This is a genomic window from Pseudomonas sp. Pseusp49 (assembly GCF_059491875.1).
On record NZ_CP168514.1, the window covers coordinates 4,003,534 to 4,025,589 of the forward strand.

Annotated in this window: 20 protein-coding genes and 1 tRNA gene; 11 read left to right on the forward strand and 10 right to left on the reverse strand. The window is 61.3% G+C overall.

Translation table 11 applies throughout. The annotated features are described in order from the left end of the window. The first annotated feature begins 67 nt into the window (after positions 1-67). The 3 genes from ACEN83_RS17835 to ACEN83_RS17845 all read left to right on the forward strand — a co-directional run bounded on the left by ACEN83_RS17835 (position 68) and on the right by ACEN83_RS17845 (position 3,566). The gene (locus tag ACEN83_RS17835) at positions 68-2,014 is read left to right on the forward strand and encodes a DNA topoisomerase III (RefSeq protein ID WP_495577916.1); all 1,947 of its coding nucleotides are present in this window, start codon (positions 68-70) and stop codon (positions 2,012-2,014) included. A 195-nt stretch (positions 2,015-2,209) separates the two neighbouring features. Further along, the gene (locus tag ACEN83_RS17840) at positions 2,210-2,713 is read left to right on the forward strand and encodes a GNAT family N-acetyltransferase (RefSeq protein WP_116582788.1); all 504 of its coding nucleotides are present in this window, start codon (positions 2,210-2,212) and stop codon (positions 2,711-2,713) included. A gap of 523 nt (positions 2,714-3,236) precedes the next feature. After that, complete coding sequence (locus ACEN83_RS17845; protein ID WP_043302583.1) at positions 3,237-3,566, forward strand: hypothetical protein; 330 nt, start codon at positions 3,237-3,239, stop codon at positions 3,564-3,566. A 192-nt stretch (positions 3,567-3,758) separates the two neighbouring features. Here ACEN83_RS17845 and cynR read toward each other — a convergent pair whose 3' ends face one another. Next, positions 3,759-4,640: a transcriptional regulator CynR gene (gene cynR / locus ACEN83_RS17850; protein ID WP_495577917.1), complete on the reverse strand. Its 882-nt coding sequence runs from the start codon at positions 4,638-4,640 to the stop codon at positions 3,759-3,761. Positions 4,641-4,763: 123 nt separating this feature from the next. Here cynR and cynS point away from each other — a divergent pair, with 123 nt between their 5' ends. Next, positions 4,764-5,231 (forward strand): cyanase, encoded by a 468-nt coding sequence (gene cynS / locus ACEN83_RS17855; protein ID WP_007971791.1) that lies wholly within the window; start codon positions 4,764-4,766, stop codon positions 5,229-5,231. Positions 5,232-5,292: 61 nt separating this feature from the next. Further along, complete coding sequence (locus tag ACEN83_RS17860; protein WP_095967594.1) at positions 5,293-5,952, forward strand: carbonic anhydrase; 660 nt, start codon at positions 5,293-5,295, stop codon at positions 5,950-5,952. Between the two features lie 61 nt (positions 5,953-6,013). Here the strand turns inward: ACEN83_RS17860 and ACEN83_RS17865 are convergent, their stop codons facing one another. Beyond that, positions 6,014-7,516 carry an aldehyde dehydrogenase family protein gene (locus ACEN83_RS17865; RefSeq protein ID WP_495577918.1) on the reverse strand — a complete coding sequence of 501 codons (1,503 nt, stop codon included), beginning with the start codon at positions 7,514-7,516 and terminating at the stop codon, positions 6,014-6,016. 389 nt (positions 7,517-7,905) lie between these two features. Here ACEN83_RS17865 and ACEN83_RS17870 point away from each other — a divergent pair, with 389 nt between their 5' ends. Then, positions 7,906-8,412 (forward strand): HvfX family Cu-binding RiPP maturation protein, encoded by a 507-nt coding sequence (locus ACEN83_RS17870; protein WP_495577919.1) that lies wholly within the window; start codon positions 7,906-7,908, stop codon positions 8,410-8,412. Positions 8,413-8,652: 240 nt separating this feature from the next. Here the strand turns inward: ACEN83_RS17870 and ACEN83_RS17875 are convergent, their stop codons facing one another. Both ACEN83_RS17875 and ACEN83_RS17880 read right to left on the reverse strand, forming a co-directional pair. Then, positions 8,653-9,627 carry a nitrilase-related carbon-nitrogen hydrolase gene (locus ACEN83_RS17875; protein WP_495577920.1) on the reverse strand — a complete coding sequence of 325 codons (975 nt, stop codon included), beginning with the start codon at positions 9,625-9,627 and terminating at the stop codon, positions 8,653-8,655. A gap of 102 nt (positions 9,628-9,729) precedes the next feature. Further along, positions 9,730-10,662 (reverse strand): GlxA family transcriptional regulator, encoded by a 933-nt coding sequence (locus ACEN83_RS17880; RefSeq protein ID WP_495577921.1) that lies wholly within the window; start codon positions 10,660-10,662, stop codon positions 9,730-9,732. A 156-nt stretch (positions 10,663-10,818) separates the two neighbouring features. On the opposite strand from ACEN83_RS17880, the gene ACEN83_RS17885 reads away from it, so the two are divergent. Continuing rightward, complete coding sequence (locus ACEN83_RS17885; protein ID WP_495577922.1) at positions 10,819-11,481, forward strand: glutathione S-transferase family protein; 663 nt, start codon at positions 10,819-10,821, stop codon at positions 11,479-11,481. Between the two features lie 100 nt (positions 11,482-11,581). Here ACEN83_RS17885 and ACEN83_RS17890 read toward each other — a convergent pair whose 3' ends face one another. Beyond that, a complete protein-coding gene (locus ACEN83_RS17890) occupies positions 11,582-12,010 on the reverse strand; it encodes a TOBE domain-containing protein (RefSeq protein WP_008021531.1) in 429 nt (142 codons plus the stop codon). A 279-nt stretch (positions 12,011-12,289) separates the two neighbouring features. Then, positions 12,290-12,364: transfer RNA gene (locus tag ACEN83_RS17895), tRNA-Gln, on the reverse strand. Positions 12,365-12,686: 322 nt separating this feature from the next. On the opposite strand from ACEN83_RS17895, the gene ACEN83_RS17900 reads away from it, so the two are divergent. Further along, complete coding sequence (locus tag ACEN83_RS17900; RefSeq protein ID WP_007980517.1) at positions 12,687-13,115, forward strand: hypothetical protein; 429 nt, start codon at positions 12,687-12,689, stop codon at positions 13,113-13,115. A gap of 111 nt (positions 13,116-13,226) precedes the next feature. Further along, entirely contained in the window at positions 13,227-13,802 is a 576-nt protein-coding gene (locus ACEN83_RS17905) for a hypothetical protein (protein ID WP_495577923.1), read from the forward strand. 41 nt (positions 13,803-13,843) lie between these two features. Here the strand turns inward: ACEN83_RS17905 and ACEN83_RS17910 are convergent, their stop codons facing one another. The 3 genes from ACEN83_RS17910 to ACEN83_RS17920 all read right to left on the reverse strand — a co-directional run bounded on the left by ACEN83_RS17910 (position 13,844) and on the right by ACEN83_RS17920 (position 18,177). Further along, a complete protein-coding gene (locus ACEN83_RS17910) occupies positions 13,844-15,832 on the reverse strand; it encodes a peptidase U32 family protein (RefSeq protein ID WP_495577924.1) in 1,989 nt (662 codons plus the stop codon). A 1,223-nt stretch (positions 15,833-17,055) separates the two neighbouring features. Next, complete coding sequence (locus ACEN83_RS17915; protein ID WP_116582778.1) at positions 17,056-17,436, reverse strand: RidA family protein; 381 nt, start codon at positions 17,434-17,436, stop codon at positions 17,056-17,058. A 117-nt stretch (positions 17,437-17,553) separates the two neighbouring features. After that, positions 17,554-18,177, reverse strand: coding sequence for an NIPSNAP family protein (locus tag ACEN83_RS17920; protein WP_495577925.1), 624 nt, complete (start codon positions 18,175-18,177; stop codon positions 17,554-17,556). Positions 18,178-18,428: 251 nt separating this feature from the next. Between ACEN83_RS17920 and leuC the strand changes: the two genes are divergently transcribed. Together leuC and leuD are read left to right on the forward strand one after the other, a co-directional pair. Beyond that, positions 18,429-19,850: a 3-isopropylmalate dehydratase large subunit gene (gene leuC / locus ACEN83_RS17925; protein WP_495577926.1), complete on the forward strand. Its 1,422-nt coding sequence runs from the start codon at positions 18,429-18,431 to the stop codon at positions 19,848-19,850. A 3-nt stretch (positions 19,851-19,853) separates the two neighbouring features. Further along, positions 19,854-20,462 carry a 3-isopropylmalate dehydratase small subunit gene (gene leuD, locus ACEN83_RS17930; RefSeq protein ID WP_495577927.1) on the forward strand — a complete coding sequence of 203 codons (609 nt, stop codon included), beginning with the start codon at positions 19,854-19,856 and terminating at the stop codon, positions 20,460-20,462. 630 nt (positions 20,463-21,092) lie between these two features. Here the strand turns inward: leuD and ACEN83_RS17935 are convergent. Continuing rightward, complete coding sequence (locus ACEN83_RS17935) at positions 21,093-22,007, reverse strand: LysR substrate-binding domain-containing protein (RefSeq protein ID WP_476200787.1); 915 nt, start codon at positions 22,005-22,007, stop codon at positions 21,093-21,095. Between the last annotated feature and the right edge of the window lie 49 nt (positions 22,008-22,056).

Below are 22,056 nucleotides of genomic sequence, written 5' to 3' on the forward strand. Positions count from 1 at the left end.
AGATTGCTCCAGCGTCCATCAAGCGCCATTCTGTGCACCCCTGACACATAGATCGACGATGGTGGTTATGCGGCTGTACCTCTGTGAAAAACCTTCCCAGGCCAAAGACATTGCAGCCGTGCTCGGCGCCCGGCGCCGGGGCGATGGCTGTTGGCTGGGAACAGACGTCACGGTGACCTGGTGCATCGGCCACCTGCTGGAAACCGCACCGCCGGATGCCTACGACGCGCGCTACAAGCGCTGGGTGCTGGCCGACCTGCCGATCATTCCCGAAAAGTGGAAAATGACCGTCAAGCCACGCACCGCCAGCCAGTACAAGGCGGTCAAGCGCCTGCTCGGTGAGGCGAGCGAACTGATCATTGCCACGGACGCCGACCGCGAGGGCGAGATGATCGCCCGGGAACTGGTGGAGCATTGCCGCTATCGCGGGCCGATCCGCCGCCTCTGGTTGTCGGCCCTGGACGATGCATCCATCCGCAAGGCCCTCGCGGCACTGAAACCGGGCAACGAGACGTTCAGCCTCTATCACTCGGCCCTGGGGCGTTCCCGGGCCGACTGGCTGATCGGCATGAACATGAGCCGGCTGTTCACCTTGCTGGGGCGCCAGTCCGGCTATCAAGGCGTGTTGCCGGTGGGCCGGGTGCAAACACCGACCTTGCGCCTGGTGGTGGATCGCGATCGCAGCATCGCCGACTTTGTGCCCGTCCCCTATTGGGCCATCGATGTGCAACTGCTGCACAACGGCACCGCGTTCACCGCGCAATGGCGCGCGACATCCGAGGTTTGCGACGATCAGGACCGCTGCCTGAACCAGGCGCTGGCCCGACAAGCGGCAGACGCCATGCGCGGTGCGGCCAGTGCGCGGGTGGTCAAGTTGCGCACCGAACGGATGCGCGAAGTGGCCCCGCTGCCGTTCGACCTGGGCACCCTGCAGGAGGTCTGCTCAAAGAAACTCGGCCTCGGCGCCCAGGAAACGCTCGACATCGCCCAGGCGCTGTACGAAACCTACAAAGTCATCACCTATCCGCGCAGTGATTGCGGCTACTTGCCCCTCAGCCAGCACAGCGAGGCACCGGCCATTCTGGCGGCGCTGCGCCAGGCCGACCCGGCGCTGAACGCCTTGCACGATCACCTCGATCCGCAACGGCGCTCACGGGCCTGGAACGATGCCAAGGTCAGCGCTCACCACGGCATCATCCCCACCGCAGCGGCGAAGAACCTCGACAAGCTGGCGGGCAAGCAGCGCGCGGTCTACACACTGATCCGCGCGCGGTATCTGGCGCAGTTCCTGCCCAATCACGAGTACGACCGCACCCAGGCCGACTTCGATTGCGCCGGCGAACCCTTGCGCGCTGTCGGCAAGCAGATCATCGAGCCGGGCTGGAAACGCGCCCTGCCCGAGGCACTGGCTGCGACCAAGGGACGCGAAGCTCCAGCGCCACAGACACTGCCCAACCTGGCCGAAGGCATCGATTGCGCAGTGGCCGGCGTGCAACTCAAGGACCTCTGGACGCAACCGCCAAAGCCGTTCACCGAAGGCGATCTGATCAAGGCCATGAAGAACGTCGCCAAACTGGTGGAAGACCCGCTGCTCAAGCAAAAGCTCAAGGACACCACCGGCATCGGCACCGAAGCGACCCGTGCGTCGATCATCCAGGGCCTGCTCGACCGTGGTTATCTGGTCAAGAACGGCAAGGCCCTGGCCGCCACGCCGGCCGCGTTCAGCCTGATCGACGCCGTGCCCCGGGCCATCGCCGACCCGGGCACCACGGCGATCTGGGAACAGGCCCTGGACATGGTGCAAAGCGGAGACATGAGCCTGGAAGAGTTCGTCACCAAACAGGCGGCGTGGATGAGCAAGCAGGTCAGCCGTTGCGCCGGACTGAGCCTGACCATCAGCGGTCCGCCGCCCAGCGGATCCGCCGCAGCCCCCTGGAAGAAAAAGCGCAAGAGCCCCCCGCGCAAACCCGCGAGCGGCGCCAAGCGCAGGGCAAAGCCGGCAGTCAAAACGTAGACCTGAGACTGAGCCCTTGTGGCGAGGGAGCTTGCTCCCGTTGGGCCGCAGAGCGGCCCCATTCCCTAACAAAATGAATGGGCCTGCTGCGCCCGAACGCGGACCGGTCCAGCGGGAGCAAGCTCCCTCGCCACAGTTCGTGCGACGCCGACCATAATCAAATGTGTCCCTTGGCCGATCGGGAGCCCCCCCCGTATGTCTTCGATAGCACTGCACGCCGCCCAACGCGACGAACTGGAAACCATCGAAAACCTGATGCAGTTCTACACCTACGACTTCAGCGAATGGCTGCCGCTAAAACTGGGTGAATCCGGATTCTTCAACATCCTGCCCATGCCGGAGTACTGGCGACACCCGGCCACCCGCCCTTATCTGATCAAGGTCGACGGGGAACTGGCCGGCTTCGTGACCGTGGATAACCGGACTCACCTCCCCGCTGCCGACTACAACATCGGCTATCTGTTTGTCAGTCGACGCTTTCGTGGCCGGGGTGTCGCGCGATTTGTCGTGTCCACCCTCTTGAGTCAATTCCCCGGTCAATGGCAGATTTTCCATCTCGAGGCGAATCAGCCAGCACGCCTGTTCTGGGCCAGCGTGATGCCGGGGCTCGGCGTTGGCGCGTTCACCTTGCATCAGCAGCAGGTAGACGGTCATCCCTGCACTTTTTACCGCTTTGCGTGTCCGCCTTTGTCGTCCTGATCGACACGCCCTCGACTCCCCTCGCTAATTCCGAACAGCTTTGTCCGACAATATGTAGTGACTGAAAATAATCACTACAAAACCGTTGACGCCTCCGTTTTGCCCTTGCATGATGCAGACGTCTCCCCGATCGGGAGTACAGGCAACACGTTTGAGCAAGCTCGTCTGACCGCCGAGCTGTTTTTCCCGGATACACGCTGCCCACAAGGCAGATTGAAGAAGCTGACCTGGCCTGAACGTCCAGTACAAGGGCGAGAAGTCTTGGCGAGCAATCCTCATGATGCTTGTGGCCGACCCTGAAAATGTCGGCAGTGGCCTTAAGGTTTTCGCCGCTTCTCTTCGTTGTGACGCTATTGCGTAGCAGTTATTCAACACGACTACATGCAACAGACGCAGGACCCCGCCCGATAAGGCGGTCGAACGCTGACGTCCTGGTTTCGGTGCCAGGGATCAACTAACCGATGGGCTACCTGTATTAGCGAATCAACTTTGAAAGATCACCAATTGGTCAAGGGGCTTTATGATGAATCTGAACAATCAACCAACTATCGATGAACTGGCTCGTATGTTCGCTGCAAAGAAAGACAGCCACGACAGCCATATTCTCTGGATCAGCAAGTGTGGCCAGGTTCATATCGACTGCCTGTCGCCGCACGCCCATGAAGCAGAGTTCGACCAGAACAACCAGAACCTGCTGGCCCGACTGAAGATGTACCGTCGCGGCCAGGGCTATGTCGGCAAGAAGGCCGCAGCCGACAAGGACTTCATCGGTAATGTTCTGCAAACCCTGAAACAGGCCTGGGCCTCGATGCAGAATCAGAACGAAGTTCGGGTGATTGACCGGTTCTACTAATTGAATGAGTCGTCACTGACTTATTGAAAAACAGGGCCTGCTCCCATTAAGGAGCAGGCCTTTTTTATGCCCGTACAAAGATCAACTGTGGGAGCGGGCTTGCTCGCGAAGGCGGTGTGTCATTCAACATAAGTATTGACTGATACACCGCCTTCGCGAGCAAGCCCGCTCCCACAGGGGGAGTTGTAGTAGTCAAGAAAAATCCATTCCCAACACCAGCTCCACAAACGCCACCGACGCCGCACTGTGGTAGTTGTTCTTGCGCCGCAGCAACGCAGCCCCGCGCTCCGGCGCTGCCCCCTGCATGGAAAGCTTGCGCAATGCCCGATCCTGCGTGGCGATAGGTTCCGGCAGGATGGTGGCGATGGCGGAATGCCGGATGACTTCCAGCAGCGTGTTGACCGAGTTCACTTCAATCACCACTTTGGGCGTGATCTGCGCCTTGGCGAAAAACTCATCGATGCAGGTGCGGGTGATGTAGTCCGGGGTCAACAGCGCAAACTCCAGTTGAGCCACCTCTTGCGCGGACAACGCGTCCTGATGCTCGTAAAGCGGGTGATCGCGCCCGACCATCAACCCCAGGGTCTCGGTAAACGCCGGGATCGATTCGATGTCGGTGCTGCGCACCTGATCAAACGCAATCGCGATGTCCAGCGAATCATCCGCCAGCCCGGCTTCGATCCCGTCCATCGACAGCTCGAAAATCTCCAGGTGAATGTTCGGGTAGCGCGCCACGTAGTCGCGCACCAACGGCCCGACCAGATAAGCCATGAAGGTCGGTGTCATGGCCAGGCGCAAGGTGCCGCGGGACAAATCCTTTACGTCATGCAACGCACGCCTGCCCGCCTCCAGCTCCACCAGTACCCGCCGCGCGCATTCAATGTAAGCCTGGCCGGCATCGGTGGGCCTGACCGTGCGCGAGGTGCGGTCGAACAGGCTCACACCCAGTGATTCCTCCAGTTGGCGGATCTGCTGCGACAAGGTCGGCTGGGACACATGCAGCACTTCGGCGGCGCGGGTGAAACCGCCCTGGTCGGCCACCGCCAGCAGGTAACGCAAATGGCGAAGCAACATCGGACTCTCCATCTATAGGCAGTGCTTATGCATTGCATTATATATCGGTCTTGGACGCTATGGATGGATCGGCAGAAGATGGCCCCACACCCAAGCAACGCCACTCCCGATAGGAGAATCACCATGCAACAGTCCCACGCCTACAACGACCCAAGCCTGGCCCTGACCACTTCTGTCCTTGATGCCAAGGCGCGCAAGAACCTGTCGTGGCAGGACCTCGCCGATGGCACCGGTTTGAGCCTGGCCTACGTCACCGCCGCCCTGCTCGGTCAGCACCCGCTACCGGAAAGCGCCGCCAAAGTGGTCGGCGATAAACTCGAACTGGACGCCGACGCCGTGGCCCGGTTGCAGATCATCCCGCTGCGCGGCAGCCTCTCGGGTGTGCCGACCGACCCGACCATCTACCGCTTCTACGAAATGATCCAGATCTACGGCACCACCCTCAAAGCCCTGGTCCATGAGCAGTTCGGCGACGGCATCATCAGCGCGATCAACTTCAAGCTCGACATGAAGAAAGTCGAAGATCCGGAAGGCGGCTCCCGCGCCGTCATCACCCTCGACGGCAAGTTCCTGCCACTGCGCCCTTTCTAAGTTGATACCGGCCCATACGCTCCGTGCGGGCCGAACCCTGCCCACCCATGAGGACACGATCATGAAAGCGCTCATCGACGGTTTCCTGAAGTTCCAGAAAGAAGCCTTTCCGCAACGTACCGACCTGTTCAAACACCTGGCCACCACCCAGCATCCGGGCACGCTGTTCATCACCTGCTCCGACAGCCGTGTCGTGCCGGAACTGCTGACCCAGCAAGAGCCCGGTGAACTGTTCGTGATCCGCAACGCCGGCAACATCGTGCCGTCCTACAGCCCGCATCCGGGTGGCGTATCGGCCACGGTCGAATACGCCGTCGCGGTGCTCGGCGTGACCGACATCGTGATCTGCGGCCATTCGGACTGCGGCGCCATGACGGCGGTGGCCAAGTGCACCTGCATGGATCACCTGCCCGCCGTCAGCGGCTGGCTGCAACACGCCGAGTCGGCGAAAGTGATCAACGAAGCCCGGCCACATGCCAGCGAAGCGGCCAAGGTCAGTTCGATGGTGCGGGAAAACGTCATCGCCCAACTGGCCAACATCCAGACGCACCCGAGCGTGCGGCTGGCCCAGGAAAAAGGCCTGTTGAACCTGCATGGCTGGGTGTACGACATCGAGACCGGTTCGATCGATGCGCTGGATGCCGACAGCCGCAGCTTTGTGTCGCTGGTCGAGCATCCGGGCACTTGTGCGGTATCGGCCAAGGCGATCAAAGCCGCTTGACCGGAACCACCGGTTGTTGAAAAAAGTGACCGCCCTTGCAGCGGTCACGGGTTCCACTGTCTCAGCGTTTGACGCCCAGATCGATCTGGGTCATGCGGCTACGGATGGTGAACACGCCATCGCCCGAGAGAATCGCACTGCGCGCAAACAGGCGCCCGCTCTCCCAGTTCGAAAGGCCCAGTTCAGGCTTGTTCAACGCGTACTGGCCGTCGACCCAACGGGTGATGCCATTGCCGACAAAAGGCGCGTTGACCGCGTTGTAGAAACGCTCCTGGGCGTCGGCACTTTCACTGATCAAGGACACGGTGAACTGCGGGCTGTAGCGATTGAACAAGGCGATGGCACTGTCCAGGTCGTCGACGATTTTCAGGCTGACTTCCGGGGTTTCTTCCCACTCCCATTCGCGGCCCAATTGATCTTCCGGCAACGGCTCGGCCTGGGCTTCGGTCTGATAGCCCTCGGCGCGGTACACCTCGACCGTGGCAGCCAGCCAGTCTTGCGGCAGATGCGACTCGCTGCCTTCTACGATGTGCAGCTTGCAGCCCTGCCCCCGCGCGGCGCCGGCCTGCTTGAGTGCATCGAGAAACAGCGGCACCAGTTCAGCGGCGCGGTCGCGGTGGATCAGGCAGACGTTCAGGGTGTTGCAGACTTTGCGGTCCAGGGAGTTGCGCACCACGGCGGCAAAACGCCGGGCGTCGGCATCGGCGTTGGCGATCAGCCAGGCGCCACCGGTGCCGTGCAGGCTGACCGCCGTGCCGGCCTGCTGCGCGATGCTGCCCAACTGGCTGACGGCACGCCCCGAACCACGGGCTACCGCCAGTGACAGGCGCCGGTCAGCGAACATCGCCCAACCGGCGGCGTGGTTGACGCTTTCCACCAGCGACACCGCACCGGCCGGCAAGCCGGCGTCGCTCAGTGCCGGGTTCAGTGCATGGGTAACGATCGCCTGGGCGGTGCCCAACGCATCACTGCCGATGCGCAGCACGGCGGTGTTGCCAGTGCGCAACACACCGGCCGCATCGGCAAACACATTCGGCCGGCCTTCGAAGACGAACGCGACAATGCCCAACGGCGAGACCACTTGCTCGACTTTCCAGCCATCGTGCTCGACGCAGCTGATCACCTTGCCCCGACTGGCCGCAGCATCACGCCACGCGCGCAGGCCGGCGATCATGTCGCGACGCATGCGCTCATCGGCCAGCAACCGGGTGGTCGAACGACCGCGCGCCTTGGCCCGTTCGATGTCGGCCAGGTTGGCAGCCTCGATCAAGGTCCAGCATTCCGGGGTTTCCAGGCGTTGGGCAAACAGGTCGAAGAAGGCGCTGATCGCTTGATCGGACACCGCCGACAGCGCGGTAAACGCCGCTTGAGCACGCTCGATCGCGACGTTGGCCGCTTGCTGGTCCGCCACGGGGATCAACAACAACTCGCCGCTGACCTGCTCCACCAGCAGATGATCACCGGGCTGGAAGCGTTGCGCCAGTTCGGGGCTGACGACAGTGACACGATTGCCGGCAAAAGGGATGGGCGTACCAGCGACTAGACGTTCGAGCGCGAGAGACATGAAGCGGTTTCACCATGCAGTGGGCGGCCGGAAAATGTATAGCAATTTCCCCGGAGCGTCACGCTTCGCACCGGTGATCCCCCTGTGGGAGCGGGCTTGCTCGCGAAAGCGGTGTGTCAGGCAACATCAGTCTGGCTGACACACCGCTTTCGCGAGCAAGCCCGCTCCCACAATGGTTGTGCACTGGATGAAAAATCTCATGGTTACGTATCTCAATGTATACCGCCCCGCCCCGGACACACCCCGCACGCAAAACCCCACCCCAACGACACACCGCAGATACACCCCGTTGATGAAATACGCCGGTCGATTGGCCTGGCCGATCAAAGCGCTCAACTCACGGGGCATGCCCTTGCCCCGTCTCCCCGACCTGAAGGAGATCATCGTCCATGAACACCTCCATTTCCTCGGCCGTCAAAGGCCTGAACCTGAACCTCGACCGCGCCGGCAACTGGGTTGCGCCCCTGGCGCTGCGAGTGTTCCTTGCCTGGGAATTCCTCGAGTCAGGCCTGGAAAAATTCAACGGCCAGAACTGGTTCACCGATATCCAGGAGCGCTTCCCGTTTCCGTTCGACCACCTTCCGGCGACGCTGAACTGGGAACTGTCGATGTGGGCCGAACTGATCTTTTCCATGTCCTTACTGCTGGGCCTGGGCACGCGTTTCTCGGCGTTGAGCCTGATGGTGGTGACCCTCGTCGCCACCGCCGCCGTGCATTGGCCCGCCGACTGGCACACCCTGAGTGAACTTGCCCAAGGTTACGCCATCAGCAACAAGGGTTACGGCAACTTCAAGCTGCCCTTGATCTACCTTGTGGCCCTCACTCCGCTGTTGCTGTCCGGTGCCGGCAAGCTCAGCCTCGATGCCTTGCTGACGCGTTACTTCTGGCGTCGCTGACAGATCACGAAATATCTGTAGGAGCTGCCGCAGGCTCGGGCCGCGTTCGGACGATCTTTTGATCTTGCTTTTGCGATCTGGAGATTGCTGAAGATCAAGATCAAAAGATCGCAGCCTTCGGCAGCTCCTACAGGGGAGCGCGTGCACCACCAAACAACGAGGCCCTGTAGGAGCGAGCCTGCTCGCGAAAAACCCGAGAGCACCGCGGGGTGTCAGGCTCCCCGCAGTTGCCTGAACAACCTACCCCATCACTTCTTCCATCCCGGTCTGTTCGGCCAGCGTCGAATGCGCATTGCGTTCATGCACATGGGCGTGCGGTGTACGGTCAATCAGCAGGCTCAGCAGTTCCGGGCGACTGTAGTGGCCGCGGGAATCCATCATGCGTTTGCGCTTGTCGATCAGGCCCATGTCGAGGTCGGCGATCACCTCGCCCTCACCTTCCTGCAACGAACCCAGCACCGTGCCATCCGGGCTGATGATCGCGGTATAGCAACCGCCGGATATCGGGCCGATGGCGCAGCCGGTATCCGCCATGATCTGCGCCTGTTGCTCGGGGTACAGCCATGCCGTGGAGTTGACCACGAAACACGCAGCCTCCAGGGCATGCTGGCGAATGCTGACTTCCATTTGCGAGGCGAACAGGGGACCTGCAAACGACCCCGGGTACATCGCCGCATGGATCTGTTCGCCATCGGCCATCAAGGCATAGCGGGCCAGCGGGTTGAAATGCTCCCAGCAGGCCAGTTGCCCGATGCGCCCTGCCGCGCTGTCGACGGCCCGCAGGCCGGAACCGTCGCCCATGCCCCAGATCATGCGTTCATGGTAGGTCGGGGAGATCTTGCGGCGACGCTGGATCAGCGAGCCGTCGGCATCGAACAGCAACTGCGTGTTGTACAGCGTGCCGCCATCACGCTCGTTGACGCCGATGGACACGACCATGCCTGCTTGCCTGGCTGCCGCGCCGATGGCATCGGTGGCCGGCGAAGGCACGGTGACTGCCTGGTCCAGCAGCTTGAGGTGCTCGGCGGCCATTTCGAACGGCGACTGTACGAAGGAAAAGTACGGGTAGTACGGCACGACGGTTTCCGGGAACACGGCAAATTGCACGCCCTGTTCACCGAGTTCGAGAATCTTCTGCACCACTTTGTCGACGGTGCCTTCACGGCTGTAAAGAACGGGACTGATTTGTACGGCGGCGGCTTTGACAATGGTCATGGCGGTGATCTCACTGAGGGAAGGGTTTCAACGAGATCCAGATTACGCCCATCATATTAAGGCTTGAATGTCGTATACACCACTTTTCAGGACATCATTAAATCAACCCCGACTGGCCCGCTGAATCACCTGCGGCGGTTGCCCGAAGGCACGAATGAAAGCACGACGCATCCGCTCCCGGTCACCAAAACCGGTGTCCGTCGCCACCACATCGATGGAGTGCCGTCCGCTTTCCATCATCAACCGAGCCGACTCGACCCGCAGGCGTTCGATGGCCTTGGCCGGAGACTGGCCGGTTTCGGCATGAAACACCCGGCTGAATTGCCGGGGGCTGAGATTGGCCGCGCTGGCCAGCTCCTCGACCGACAACGCGGACTTGAGATTCTGCCGGGCGTAGTTCAGCGCGGCCTGAATCCGATCGGTCTTGGGGGCCAGTTCCAGCATCACTGAAAACTGCGACTGTCCGCCGGAACGCCGGTGGTACACCACCAGTTGCCGCGCCACCTTGCGTGCAAGGTCGGCGCCCAGGTCCTGCTCCACCAGCGCCAACGCCAGGTCCACGCATGCGCTCATGCCCGCCGCCGTCCACAGATGACCATCATTGACGAAGATCCGGTCTTGCTCGACCTTCACGTTCGGGTACGCCTTGCGAAAGGCCGGCACATGCGCCCAGTGGGTGGTCGCCCGCCGACCATCAAGCAAACCGGCCTCCGCCAAGGCAATCGCCCCCGTGCAAATCGAGCCCAGGCGTCGGGTGCCATGACTGGCGCGGCGCAAGAACGCCAGCATGCCCGCAGTGGTCGGGCGGATCAGGTTGTCGCCCAGGACCAGCAGCGTATCGAACGCGCGCTGATCGAACGCTTCGGTCTGCACGGCAAAACCGGCGGACGTTTGCACCAGGCCACCCGGCTCGGACAACAAGGCAATGCGGTACAACGGCTCGTCACCGGCACTGTTGGCCAATTCGAAGGCAGCACACATGGCCAGCCCCAGAACCTGAAAACCGGGATAAACGATGAGTCCGATCTGGTGCATGGCGGTATGACCCTGAACGTGGCATGCCTGATATTCAGGCCAGGATCTACACTCTAACCCGAACCGCCCGCACCGGACATCATGATGGAGCGCCTCGCGCATTGGCCGATGGCGACGGATAATGAAGCGGTTTGCATCTCACCGAGGAATGGAAGGATGTCACTGACTCTTTATTTCCACCCGCTCTCGTCGTTCTGCCACAAAGCGTTGATCGCCCTCTATGAACTGGACATCGAGTTTGAAAAAAGGGTTATCGACCTGGGCAACGACGTCGACCGGGCCGAACTTCAAGCGCTGTGGCCAATCGGCAAGTTCCCGGTGCTTCGCGATCACACCCGGCAAAAGAACGTGCCGGAGTCGAGTGTGATCATTGAATATCTGGACCGGCTTCATACCGGCCAGGCGCACCTGATTCCCCACGATTGGGAAGCCGCCCTGGAAGTGCGGCTGTGGGATCGCTTTTTCGACCTCCATGTCCAGGTGCCGATGCAGAAGATCGTCGCAGACCGCCTGAACGCCGCCAACGGCGACCTGACCCGCGAGCGCGCCGCGCTGACAACGGCGTACGGCCTGCTTGAACGGCAACTGGCGGCAAAAACCTGGGTGGCCAGCCCGGCATTCAGCATGGCCGATTGCGCCGCCGCCCCGGCGCTGTTCTACGCCAGCACCCTCGTCCCCTTTGCCGACGATCAGCGCCACCTGAGCGCTTATTTCGACAGGTTGACGGAAAGACCCTCGGTCAAGCGGGTGATCGACGAGGCAAGGCCCTGGTTTGCCTGGTATCCGTTTGCCGAGGCCATCCCGGAGCGCTTTCGCTAGAGGCACCCACGCGGCCGGGGAACGGGAGGCAGATACAAAAAATCCCCGTGATCCATCAAGCAATGGATCACGGGGATCAGTGAACAATGCCGGCGTGTGATCAGGCCGGAACGCCCAGAATGATGTGGGAAGCCTTGATCACGGCCGTGGCGCTGACGCCGGTTGCCAGACCCAGTTCTGCCACCGCATCGCGGGTCACGATCGAATAGACCTTCGAACCGCCAGCCAGCTCGATCACCACTTCAGCATTGACCGCACCGTCGGTCACGCTCAGCACCTTGCCTTCCAGGCAGTTACGCGCCGACAGGCGAATGTCGCTCGATTCGGTCATCAACATCACCCAGGGTGCCTTGATCAGCGCGACGGCTTCTTTGCCGACGGCGATGCCCAGGCTCTTGATGCTTTCCATGGTAACGACGGCAACCAGTTGCTCGCCGCCCGCCAGGGTCAACACCACTTCAGCGTTGACCGCGCCCGGCTGGACCTGGCTGACCTTGCCTTTGAATACGTTGCGTGCACTGACTTTCATTTGAGGCGTCCTTTTCTTGACTTGAGAGTTAGGAATTGCCCGGCATCTTCAGTGTAAGCGCTGTGTAGAAACAACTACAGCGCAGCTCTGGTTCAGTGACAGACGGCCGGATCACTCAGAAAATCTTCATCAGACGCGCACAAAGAACGTCCGCGAGCCTTGGCTGCACGCTGGTTTGCAAGGGAGCATCCGGGACATGGACAACGAGCGCAAAAAACCGGCGAATCGACGAATAACAACCGTCGGTCGAGTGTTTTCTGATTGAGCAGGAAGAAAAAATGGCAGGGGCGGCTGGATTCGAACCAACGCATGGCAGGATCAAAACCTGCTGCCTTACCGCTTGGCGACGCCCCTGTATCTGTTGCGATGAGTGCCAGGCACTCGCTTTCTTGAGTGGCAACAAGTGCTGTTGCCTGCTTGCGTGACTGGTTCCCTGAGGACCTGTGCAAGAGTGGGCGGCAATTTACCAACTTTTGTCTCGTCTGGGAAGCCCCAATAAAACAATTTGTTTTTTAAAACAGACGCTTAGTGTTCAGCCGGGTCCCGGAGAAGTGGTCGGCGCACATTCGGCCCGATCACGTCTGCTACGCTTTTCCTTTAGGGGATGGAATCAGGAATCATTTGCTCAACACCCTTCCTTTGCCATTTGAGGGCGCAAAATGTGAAAGGCAAACTGATGGGCACCTTTGCAACCATTCTGGTGGTCGGGGCCGCGATTTATGGACTGAACACCTGGGAACACATCGAGAGCCAGCGACAGGAAGCGGTCTGCAGGGCTGCCCGGGAGCATCTCAACGGCCTGGAAACCCAGGCGCGAGCCCTGGCCTCCGGGTTGACGGTCGAAGCCTATGCCGAGGCCGAAAAAGCCGAGGCCGGCCAGTTGGTCCTGGCACTCGATACGGCCAGGAACGAAGCCGAGGTCAATGCCGTCATCGACAAACACGCCGCCGCCATCGAAGCACAGATAACGGCCGAAGACGCCGAGGTCCACTCCCGAAGCGATCAACCCTTCCTCGGCCAGGAACTCAAAAAGCAACGCATCCCCACCGACATCAAACAGGAATTCAAACGAGCTGAAAAAGCCGTCCTCGAGACCTGTGGATAGCAACGACTGCAGCTGCGGGTTTGTCGCCAGCGTCTAGACTCCAGCAAGAGCAGGTTGCAACCAGACTCCGCGTTTAAAACAAAAAAAACTACAAACGAGGACGCCCATACCTTGAAACTATCAATCCTCTGCGCCATGGCGGGCCTGCTGGTGTCGGTCGCGGTGTCTGCCAACGGCGTCATTCCTGTCCTCGAACTGGACTTCACCCGGTCTGCGACCGAAACCCTGAAAAAAATCGGCATCAATGACGCGTGCGTCATCGGCGCCTCGAGCCCCGTTGCGTTCACTTACTGCCGGGAAGGATCGTCGACACTGTGGAAGTATCAGGCACTGGATCTGGAGCAGATGGCGGCGCTGCAGGATGCAAAGCAGTCCCCGGCGGCCTACCAACCGATTTCCGTGGTGGAGTTCGGGAGTCCGGCCTGTGAACACGAGGGCAGCCTGGCTGCCACTGGAAAACCACCGATACGCAGGCTGATCCTCGGCCTGATCGCCATTTCCCTGCTGATCGGCTTGCGCTATAGCTATCGGGCCATGCGGCAGCGCCGCCAGGACCCCACCGCGTACGCGCATCCCCTTGAGCAGGCGGCGAGTGGATTTCAGGCCAGCGCACAGGCAAAAGCCCTGGCAGCCTTTGGCCTCGCGGTTGCCGTGGCAGTCGTCTACTTCAATTACACGGGATTTTGAACAACAGGTGAGCGCGCCGTTGCGGCGCGCTCGCCGGTCACTCAGTGCGGTGCGCGCGGGATGGTCTTGAGCAGGTCTTCGGGGCTGATGTGACCGACCACGCTGCCCGGTTGCGGCAGGTTGAGGATGTGGCCCTTCATCTTGCCGATGATGTGCATTTCGCACGGCTTGCAATCGAACTTCAGCGTCAGCACTTCATCGCCATGAATCAGCTGCATCGGCGCGACCTTGGTGCGCACGCCGGTCACGCCCTTGGCCTGTTTCGGACACAGGTTGAAGGAGAAACGCAGGCAGTGCTTGGTGATCATCACCGGCACTTCGCCGGCTTCCTCGTGGGCCTCGTAGGCCGCGTCGATCAGCTTGACCCCATGGCGGTGATAGAAGTCGCGAGCCTTCTGGTTGTAGACGTTGGCCAGGAAGGTCAGGTGCGACTCCGGGTACACCGGCGGCGGCGTGGTTTCGGCTTTGCGGCTGCCGCGCGGGTGGGCGGCGACCCGCGCCTGGGTCAAGGCCTCGATCACTTCACGGCGCAAGGCCTTGAGCTGCGAGTTCGGGATGAAGAACGCCTGCGGCGCATCCAGCTTGATGTCGATCGCGTGGTACTGGGTGGTCCCCAACTGGCCGAGCAGATCCTGCAATTGCTCCAGCGCCTGCTCCGGCTTGTTGGCCGCGCCGAACGGGCCGGCCAGGGTGACGCTGGCGCTGATGCCCTCCTCGCTGGTCGCGGTCAGCTCCAGCTGTTCTTCACGCAGGCGAGCGACCCAGCTCAGGGCGATGCGACGCTCGGCAGAGGTCCGTTGCAGCGCCTGTTGCCAGTTGTGATCGAGATTGCGATTCAGCGGATGGTTGGGGCGCAGCTTGTACATCCCCTCCGGCATCTCGTTGGGCTCGACGCGATAGCGATAACGCTTCTCGCCGTCCTCCTCGAATTCGCCCTTGGGTTCGGCGATGTTGGCGCGGAACCCCACCACTTCACGCTTGACCAGCACGTTGAGGCCGTCACCGTTGGACAGCGGTTCGTGCGTCACGACCTGCATGTCACGCTTGGCGACCTTCTCGACCACACCCACCGGCAGACCGGTGAAGGTCGGCGAGTCAAAGGCGCCGATATCGATCTTGCGGTCCGTGACGAAGTAATCGGTGCTGCCACGGTGGAAGGTCTTTTCCGGGTCAGGCAGGAAGAAGTGCGCGGTGCGGCCGCTGGAAGCGCGGGCCAGGTCCGGGCGGTCTTCGAGGACGTCGTCGAGACGCTGGCGGTAGTAGGCCGTGATGTTCTTCACATAGCCCATGTCCTTGTAGCGGCCCTCGATCTTGAACGAGCGCACGCCCGCCTCGACCAGCGCGCGGATGTTGGCGCTCTGGTTGTTGTCCTTCATCGACAGCAGGTGCTTTTCGTAAGCGATCACGCCACCCTTTTCATCCTTGAGGGTGTACGGCAGGCGGCAAGCCTGGGAGCAGTCGCCACGGTTGGCGCTGCGCCCGGTCTGCGCGTGGGAAATGTTGCACTGGCCGGAAAACGCCACGCACAACGCGCCATGGATAAAGAACTCGATGGCCGCTTCGGTTTCGTCGGCGATGGCGCGGATTTCCTTGAGGTTCAGCTCACGGGCCAGCACCAGTTGCGAGAAACCGGCCTGATCGAGGAACTTCGCCCGCTCCAGGGTGCGGATGTCCGTCTGGGTACTGGCGTGCAGCTCGATCGGCGGGATGTCCAGCTCCATCACACCCAGGTCCTGGACGATCAGCGCATCGACGCCGGCGTCGTACAACTGGTGGATCAGCTGGCGGGCCGGTTCCAGTTCGTTGTCGTGCAGGATCGTGTTGATGGTGGTGAAGATCCGCGCGTGATAACGACGGGCGAATTCCACCAGTTCGGCAATCTCGCTCACCTCGTTGCAGGCGTTGTGGCGGGCGCCGAAGCTCGGGCCGCCGATGTACACGGCATCGGCACCATGCAGGATAGCCTCGCGGGCGATGGCGACATCGCGGGCGGGGCTGAGCAATTCCAGGTGATGTTTGGGCAAAGACATAGTTTTTTTAGTCAGGCTTGTCACGGTCGAGGCGTGCATTGTAGCGGCGAAACGCCCGACCGGCACCCGTATGCTGCCCGGTGGCGTTTCGGGCAAGCCTGGCCAGCCTCGCTCCTACATTATTTGATCGGCGTCGGCCAAATGCCCAAGATCCTCTGTGGGAGCGGGCTTGCCCGCGAAAGCGCTGGGTCAGTCAACACTTGTGCAAGCTGACACGCCGCCTTCGCGAGCAAGCCCACTCCCACAAGGGGATTTTATGTCGTACCCAGAATTTGTGCACAACAACATTCAACTGTGGGGCTTGCCCGCGAAAGCGCTGGGTCAGTCAACACCTGTGCAAGCTGACACGCCGCCTTCGCGAGCAAGCCCGCTCCCACAAGGGGCTTTACGTCGTACTCAGAATTTGTGCACAACAACATTCAACTGTGGGAGCGGGCTTGCCCGCGAAAGCGCTGGGTCAGTCAACACCTGTGCAAGCTGACACGCCGCCTTCGCGAGCAAGCCCGCTCCCACAAGGGGCTTTATGTCGTACCCAGAATTTGTGCACAACAACATTCAACTGTGGGAGCGGGCTTGCCCGCGAAAGCGCTGGGTCAGTCAACACCTGTGCAAGCTGACACGCCGCCTTCGCGAGCAAGCCCGCTCCCACAAGGGGATTTCATGTCGTACCCAGAATTTGTGCACAACAACATTCAACTGTGGGAGCGGGCTTGCCCGCGAAAGCGCTGGGTCAGTCAACACCTGTGCAAGCTGACACGCCGCCTTCGCGAGCAAGCCCACTCCCACAAGGGGGTTTCATGTCGTACTCCGAATTTGTGCACAACAACATTCAACTGTGGGAGCGGGCTTGCCCGCGAAAGCGCTGGGTCAGTCAACACTTGTGCAAGCTGACACGCCGCCTTCGCGAGCAAGCCCACTCCCACAAGGGGATTTCATGTCGTACTCAGAATTTGTGCACAACAACATTTAACTGTGGGAGCGGGCTTGCCCGCGAAAGCGCTGGGTCAGTCAACACCTGTGCAAGCTGACACGCCGCCTTCGCGAGCAAGCCCACTCCCACAAGGGGATTTCATGTCGTACCCAGAATTTGTGCACAACAACATTCAACTGTGGGAGCGGGCTTGCTCGCGAAAGCGCTGGATCAGTCAACACCTGTGCAAGCTGACACGCCGCCTTCGCGGGCAAGCCCGCTCCCACAAGGGGTTTTGTGTGTATCGCAGCGATCAGGCCTTGGCCGCCATCGCGGTCACTTCCACGCGCATGCCTTCCACCGCCAACGAGGCAACGCCGACAGCGGCGCGCACTGGCCACGGCTTGGCGAAGTAGCGCTTGTAGACCTCGTTGAACGCGGCGCGGTCGGCCATGTCGGTGAGGTAGATGGTCAGGTGCATCACGCGGTCCATGGAGCTGCCGGCACGTTCCAGCGCAACCTTCAGCGCTTGCAGGGTGCATTCGCTTTGCAGGGTGATGTCGCCAAGCTCCAGGCTGCCATCGGCACGGGTGGGGATCTGGGTGGAGACCAGCACACCGGCGAAACCGACGACGTCGGAGGAAATCGAATCGGCATCGAGGTCAGGCGTAAAGGTCAGGTCGTGGTTTGCCATTGGAAGTTCTCTTGCTGGAAAGGGTAAGGCAAGCGCCTTTTGCGCCGCCAGTTTACAGGGCCATTCCCGGCGCGTCGCTAATGCGCAGCGCTCGACTGCGCATCAGCCGAGCCCTCGTCATTGCAACGGCGAAAACTTCGCCGGCAGGTAGATCGTCGAGCGCATGTCGCGCAGTTGCGGGCCGGAGTTTTCCGGCGGCCAGACGCCGTCGGCGACCGCCTGGGTGCGCACCTGCAAGCGCTGCTCAAGGGTGGCCCACGGCCAGATGTGCAGATAACGCGGCAGCGCGCCGTCGGTGGCATAAAACGCCGCGTACACCGGCGAATATTGCTCTGCGGTTCGCGCCTCGATGGCTTTGCTCCAGCCGTCGAGTGTCGGCTGCAAGCCGCTACTGACCAGATCGTAAACGCGCAACTCATAGAACGGACCGTGCTGGCCAGCACTCAAGGGCTCGAGGAAGGGAAACAGCGTGTAGTTTTCGATGCGCAGATCGGTGATGAACTCGTTGACGCCAAACGCCCCGCCCCCCAGCAGGAAACGCTCGCGTTCCGCTTGCCTGAGGTGCTCATCTGCGTAGCCGCGCAGCACAGCGATCTGGTTCAACTGGCCGATCTCAGAGGCCCAGCAGCCCATCAGCGTGCCGCCGACGTTCGGATCGTCCAGCGCCGCCTCGATCTGCGCCAATGCTTGCGCCACCGTGCGCACCCGCACGGTGAAAGTGATCAGTTCAAAAAAACGCATGGCGACTCCGCCCATTGGTTTGCCAAAAGCCCACAGCCTAAGGCAGCCCCCGCAGGCGGGATATTGATAAGAACCCCATCGATTACGGCATTTCCCCTAGTGTTCCAGGTGATTTCTTTACGCCGGGGCAGCCATCGATCATTCACACAACGTGTTCAATGCCTTCACTTAATGACGCTTGATGCAGAAATTGCGACGAATATGCTGTGGGTACGTTTCCGTGATCTCGCATGACAACAAGAGCCCACACCATGCACAGCCCCAGAACGCTCTACCAGAAACATATCGACAGTCACACCGTCTGCGCCCTCGACGATCAGGGCCATGTGCTGCTGTACATCGACCGCCAGGTCGCCAACGAATACACCAGCCCGCAAGCCTTCAGCGGCATGCGCGACGCAGGTCGCAAAGCCTGGCGGCCGAGCGCGACGCTGGCGGTGGTCGACCACGTCAATCCCACGGCGCCGACACGCGTTGCCGCCATGCCGGACGCTGGCGGCGCCCGTCAGGTGTCCTACTTCGAAGAAAACTGCCGCGACTTCGGCATCGAACTGTTCGATGTGCTGGACAAGCGTCAGGGCATCGAGCACGTCGTGGCCCCCGAACAAGGCTTTATCCTGCCTGGCATGGTCGTTGCCGCCGGCGACAGCCACACCACCACCTACGGTGCCCTGGGTGCCTTCGGTTTCGGCATCGGCACCTCGGAAATCGAACACCTGCTGGCCTCGCAAACCCTGGTCTACAAGTGCCTGAAGACGATGCGCGTGACGGTCAATGGCCTGCTCGGGCCTGGCGTCACGTCGAAGGACATCATCATGGCCCTGATCGAGAAAATCGGCGCTTCGGGCGCCACGGGTTATGCCATCGAATTCGCCGGCCCGGCGATCAGCGACCTCAGCGTCGAAGCGCGCATGACCATCTGCAACATGGCCGTCGAGGCCGGCGCCCGAGGCGCGTTCATGGCCCCGGACGACAAGGTCTTCGCCTACCTGCAACGCAAGCCCCGTGCACCCCGGGGCCAGCTGTGGGAACAGGCCGTCGCAACATGGCGTGGTCTGCACAGCGACGATGGGGCGGTGTTTGATCGCGAAGTCACCCTGGATGTCGCGGCGCTCGAACCCATGGTCACCTGGGGCACCAGCCCCGATCAGGCCGCACCGGTGGGCGGGCATGTGCCGGACCCGGCCGCGCAGCCTGACCTGATCCTGCGCCAGGGCATGCAACGCGCCTTGAGCTACATGGGCCTGGAGCCGGGCATGCCGCTCAGCGACGTGGTGATCAGCCACGCTTTCATCGGCTCGTGCACCAATGCGCGCATCGAGGACCTGCGCGATGTCGCCCGCGTCGTGCGCGGCAAACGGGTGGCGGCCCACGTGCGGGCCATGATTGTTCCCGGTTCGACGATGGTGCGTGACCAGGCCGAAGACGAAGGATTGGCGCAGATCTTCCTCGATGCCGGTTTTGAATGGCGCCAGTCGGGTTGCTCGATGTGCCTGGCCATGAATGACGACGTGCTCGCCCCCGGTGATCGTTGTGCGTCAAGCACCAACCGCAACTTCGAAGGCCGGCAAGGCGCCGGTGCGCGCACCCATTTGATGAGCCCGGCCATGGTCGCCGCCGCTGCGATTACCGGGCACTTGACCGACGTGCGCACCTTCGCGCTGGAGGCTTGAACCATGCAACCTTTCGCTATCGTCAGCGGCAGCGCCGCCCCGCTTCTGGCCGCCAACATCGACACCGACGTGATCATGCCCAAGCAGTTCCTCAAAGGGATTGATCGCAAGGGCCTGGACAAGGGTCTGTTCTTTGACTTGAGGTTCCTTGAGTCCGGCGAACCCGATCCGCGGTTCATCTTCAACCAACCGGCCTGGAGCGAGGCTGCGTTTCTGGTGGTGGGTGCCAATTTCGGCTGTGGTTCGAGTCGCGAACATGCGGTCTGGGGGCTGAAGCAAGTGGGCATCCGCGCACTGATCGGCACCAGTTTCGCCGGCATTTTCTACGACAATTGCCAGCGCAATGGGGTGTTGGCGATTCAGCTGACCGAGGAACAACTCAAGCAGATTGCCGCGTTGACCAGCAACCCGGCAACGGCTCGAATCAGCGTCAACCTGCCGGAGCAAACCATCGAACTGGCGGACGGCAACGTGATCCCGTTCGAGATCGATGAACTGCGCAAGCAATCGTTGCTGCTGGGGCTGGATGCCATTGGCACCACGTTGCAACGGGCCGAGCAGATTCGCCAGTTCGAAGCCCGGCACCTGGCGGAAAATCCCTGGCTGGTCTGACAAGGATCCTGTAGGAGCTGCCGCAGGCTGCGATCTTTTGGCTTTTAACGGGCCCAAATCAAGATCAAAAGATCGCAGCCTGCGGCAGCTCCTACAAGGGGTGTATGGCAGATGTAAAAAAACGGCGCCCTGGGGCGCCGCTTGGCATTTTCACATCCCAGTGTGGCCATCGCCTTCAGGGTGGTCGCGACACGGTTGCTGGTCAGCGGACGCGGGATACGCACCTGACCTTCCTTGTAGGAGCTGCCGCAGGCTGCGATCTTTTGGCTTTTGACGGGCCCGAATCAAGTTCAAAAGATCGCAGCCTGCGGCAGCTCCTACAAGGGGTGTATGGCAGGTGTAAAAAAACGGCGCCCTGGGGCGCCGTTTGGCATTTTCACATCCCAGTGTGGCCATCGCCTTCATGGTGGTCGCGACACGGTTGCGGGTCAGCGGACGCGGGATGCGCACCTACAGAGGATAATCACGCCGGTGGGGCTGCATGCCATTGGCACCACGTTGTAACGGGCCGAACAGATTCCTGTAGGAGCGAGCTTGCTCGCGATGGTCGTTAACGATAACGCGTGTTTACTGGCTAAACGCGGCGCTCTTGAATCCATCGTCGGATCGCCGCCCGGAGCAAGCTCGCTCCTACAGAGACAGATGACGAAAATACTCCTCGAGAAACTCGACACAAACCCGCAGCTTGGCCGACTGGCTCAGCCGTGTCGGGTATACCGCCCACACGTTGGCGCTCTGGGTGTAATCGTGCAGTACCTGCACCAGTCGCCCCTGCTCCAGCATCGGCTTCACATCCCACATCGAGCGCAACAGGATCCCGCCGCCACTCAAGGCCCACTGCAGGACGATCTCGCCGTTGTTCGAGGATAACGGCCCGCTGACACGCACCGATTCTTCCTGCCCGTCCTTCGTCAGGCTCCATACGCCGAACGCGTTGTTGCGCTCCTTGAGCACCAGGCAATCGTGGTCCTTGAGGTCAGCCAGCGACTGCGGCACACCGCGCCGTTCCAGGTACTCGGGCGTCGCACACAGCACCCGCCGGTTGCTCACCAGTTTGCGCCCCAGGTGCTGGCCCGGCAGGTCATCCCCCACGCGAATCTCCAGGTCGAAGCCCTCGCCGACGATATCGACCACGCGATCGAACACGTCCAGGCGCAGCTCGAGTTTCGGATAGGTCTGCGACAGCTCGCAGATGGCCGGCGCCACATGGTTGCGGCCAAAACCGAAGCTGCTGCAGATGTGCAACGAGCCCATGGGCTGCTGCCGCGCCTCGGATATTTCGCCGACAAAATCATCGAAATCACCCAGCAACTTCTCCGCCCACACCCGCACCCGCTCACCGTCGTCGGTCAGTGCGATGCGTCTTGTCGTGCGGTGCAGCAGGCGGGTCGAGAGCGTGGTTTCCAGCACGGATATGCGTTTGCTGATGTAGGCCGGCGAATACCCCAGCTCCTCGGCGGCGCTGGCGAAGCCGTTTTTGCGCACGACGGTGAGGAACACCTTGAGGTCTTCAGGCAAGGGAAATTGATCACGATTCGTGTTCATACGCCTCATACTTTTGCTGTTTATCGTGTTATTCGCGAAGGATAGCATC

Coding starts and splice junctions, on each gene's coding strand:
- ACEN83_RS17920 (WP_495577925.1), bottom strand. CDS start 18,177: ATGCGTTTTTTTGAACTGATCACTTTCACCGTGCGGGTGCGCACGGTG.
- ACEN83_RS17890 (WP_008021531.1), bottom strand. CDS start 12,010: ATGAAAGTCAGTGCACGCAACGTATTCAAAGGCAAGGTCAGCCAGGTC.
- ACEN83_RS17880 (WP_495577921.1), bottom strand. CDS start 10,662: ATGCACCAGATCGGACTCATCGTTTATCCCGGTTTTCAGGTTCTGGGG.
- ACEN83_RS17840 (WP_116582788.1), top strand. CDS start 2,210: ATGTCTTCGATAGCACTGCACGCCGCCCAACGCGACGAACTGGAAACC.
- leuD (WP_495577927.1), top strand. CDS start 19,854: ATGCAACCTTTCGCTATCGTCAGCGGCAGCGCCGCCCCGCTTCTGGCC.
- ACEN83_RS17935 (WP_476200787.1), bottom strand. CDS start 22,007: ATGAACACGAATCGTGATCAATTTCCCTTGCCTGAAGACCTCAAGGTG.
- ACEN83_RS17835 (WP_495577916.1), top strand. CDS start 68: ATGCGGCTGTACCTCTGTGAAAAACCTTCCCAGGCCAAAGACATTGCA.
- ACEN83_RS17885 (WP_495577922.1), top strand. CDS start 10,819: ATGTCACTGACTCTTTATTTCCACCCGCTCTCGTCGTTCTGCCACAAA.
- ACEN83_RS17900 (WP_007980517.1), top strand. CDS start 12,687: ATGGGCACCTTTGCAACCATTCTGGTGGTCGGGGCCGCGATTTATGGA.
- ACEN83_RS17860 (WP_095967594.1), top strand. CDS start 5,293: ATGAAAGCGCTCATCGACGGTTTCCTGAAGTTCCAGAAAGAAGCCTTT.
- ACEN83_RS17875 (WP_495577920.1), bottom strand. CDS start 9,627: ATGACCATTGTCAAAGCCGCCGCCGTACAAATCAGTCCCGTTCTTTAC.
- ACEN83_RS17845 (WP_043302583.1), top strand. CDS start 3,237: ATGAATCTGAACAATCAACCAACTATCGATGAACTGGCTCGTATGTTC.
- cynS (WP_007971791.1), top strand. CDS start 4,764: ATGCAACAGTCCCACGCCTACAACGACCCAAGCCTGGCCCTGACCACT.
- ACEN83_RS17870 (WP_495577919.1), top strand. CDS start 7,906: ATGAACACCTCCATTTCCTCGGCCGTCAAAGGCCTGAACCTGAACCTC.
- ACEN83_RS17865 (WP_495577918.1), bottom strand. CDS start 7,516: ATGTCTCTCGCGCTCGAACGTCTAGTCGCTGGTACGCCCATCCCTTTT.
- ACEN83_RS17915 (WP_116582778.1), bottom strand. CDS start 17,436: ATGGCAAACCACGACCTGACCTTTACGCCTGACCTCGATGCCGATTCG.
- leuC (WP_495577926.1), top strand. CDS start 18,429: ATGCACAGCCCCAGAACGCTCTACCAGAAACATATCGACAGTCACACC.
- cynR (WP_495577917.1), bottom strand. CDS start 4,640: ATGTTGCTTCGCCATTTGCGTTACCTGCTGGCGGTGGCCGACCAGGGC.
- ACEN83_RS17910 (WP_495577924.1), bottom strand. CDS start 15,832: ATGTCTTTGCCCAAACATCACCTGGAATTGCTCAGCCCCGCCCGCGAT.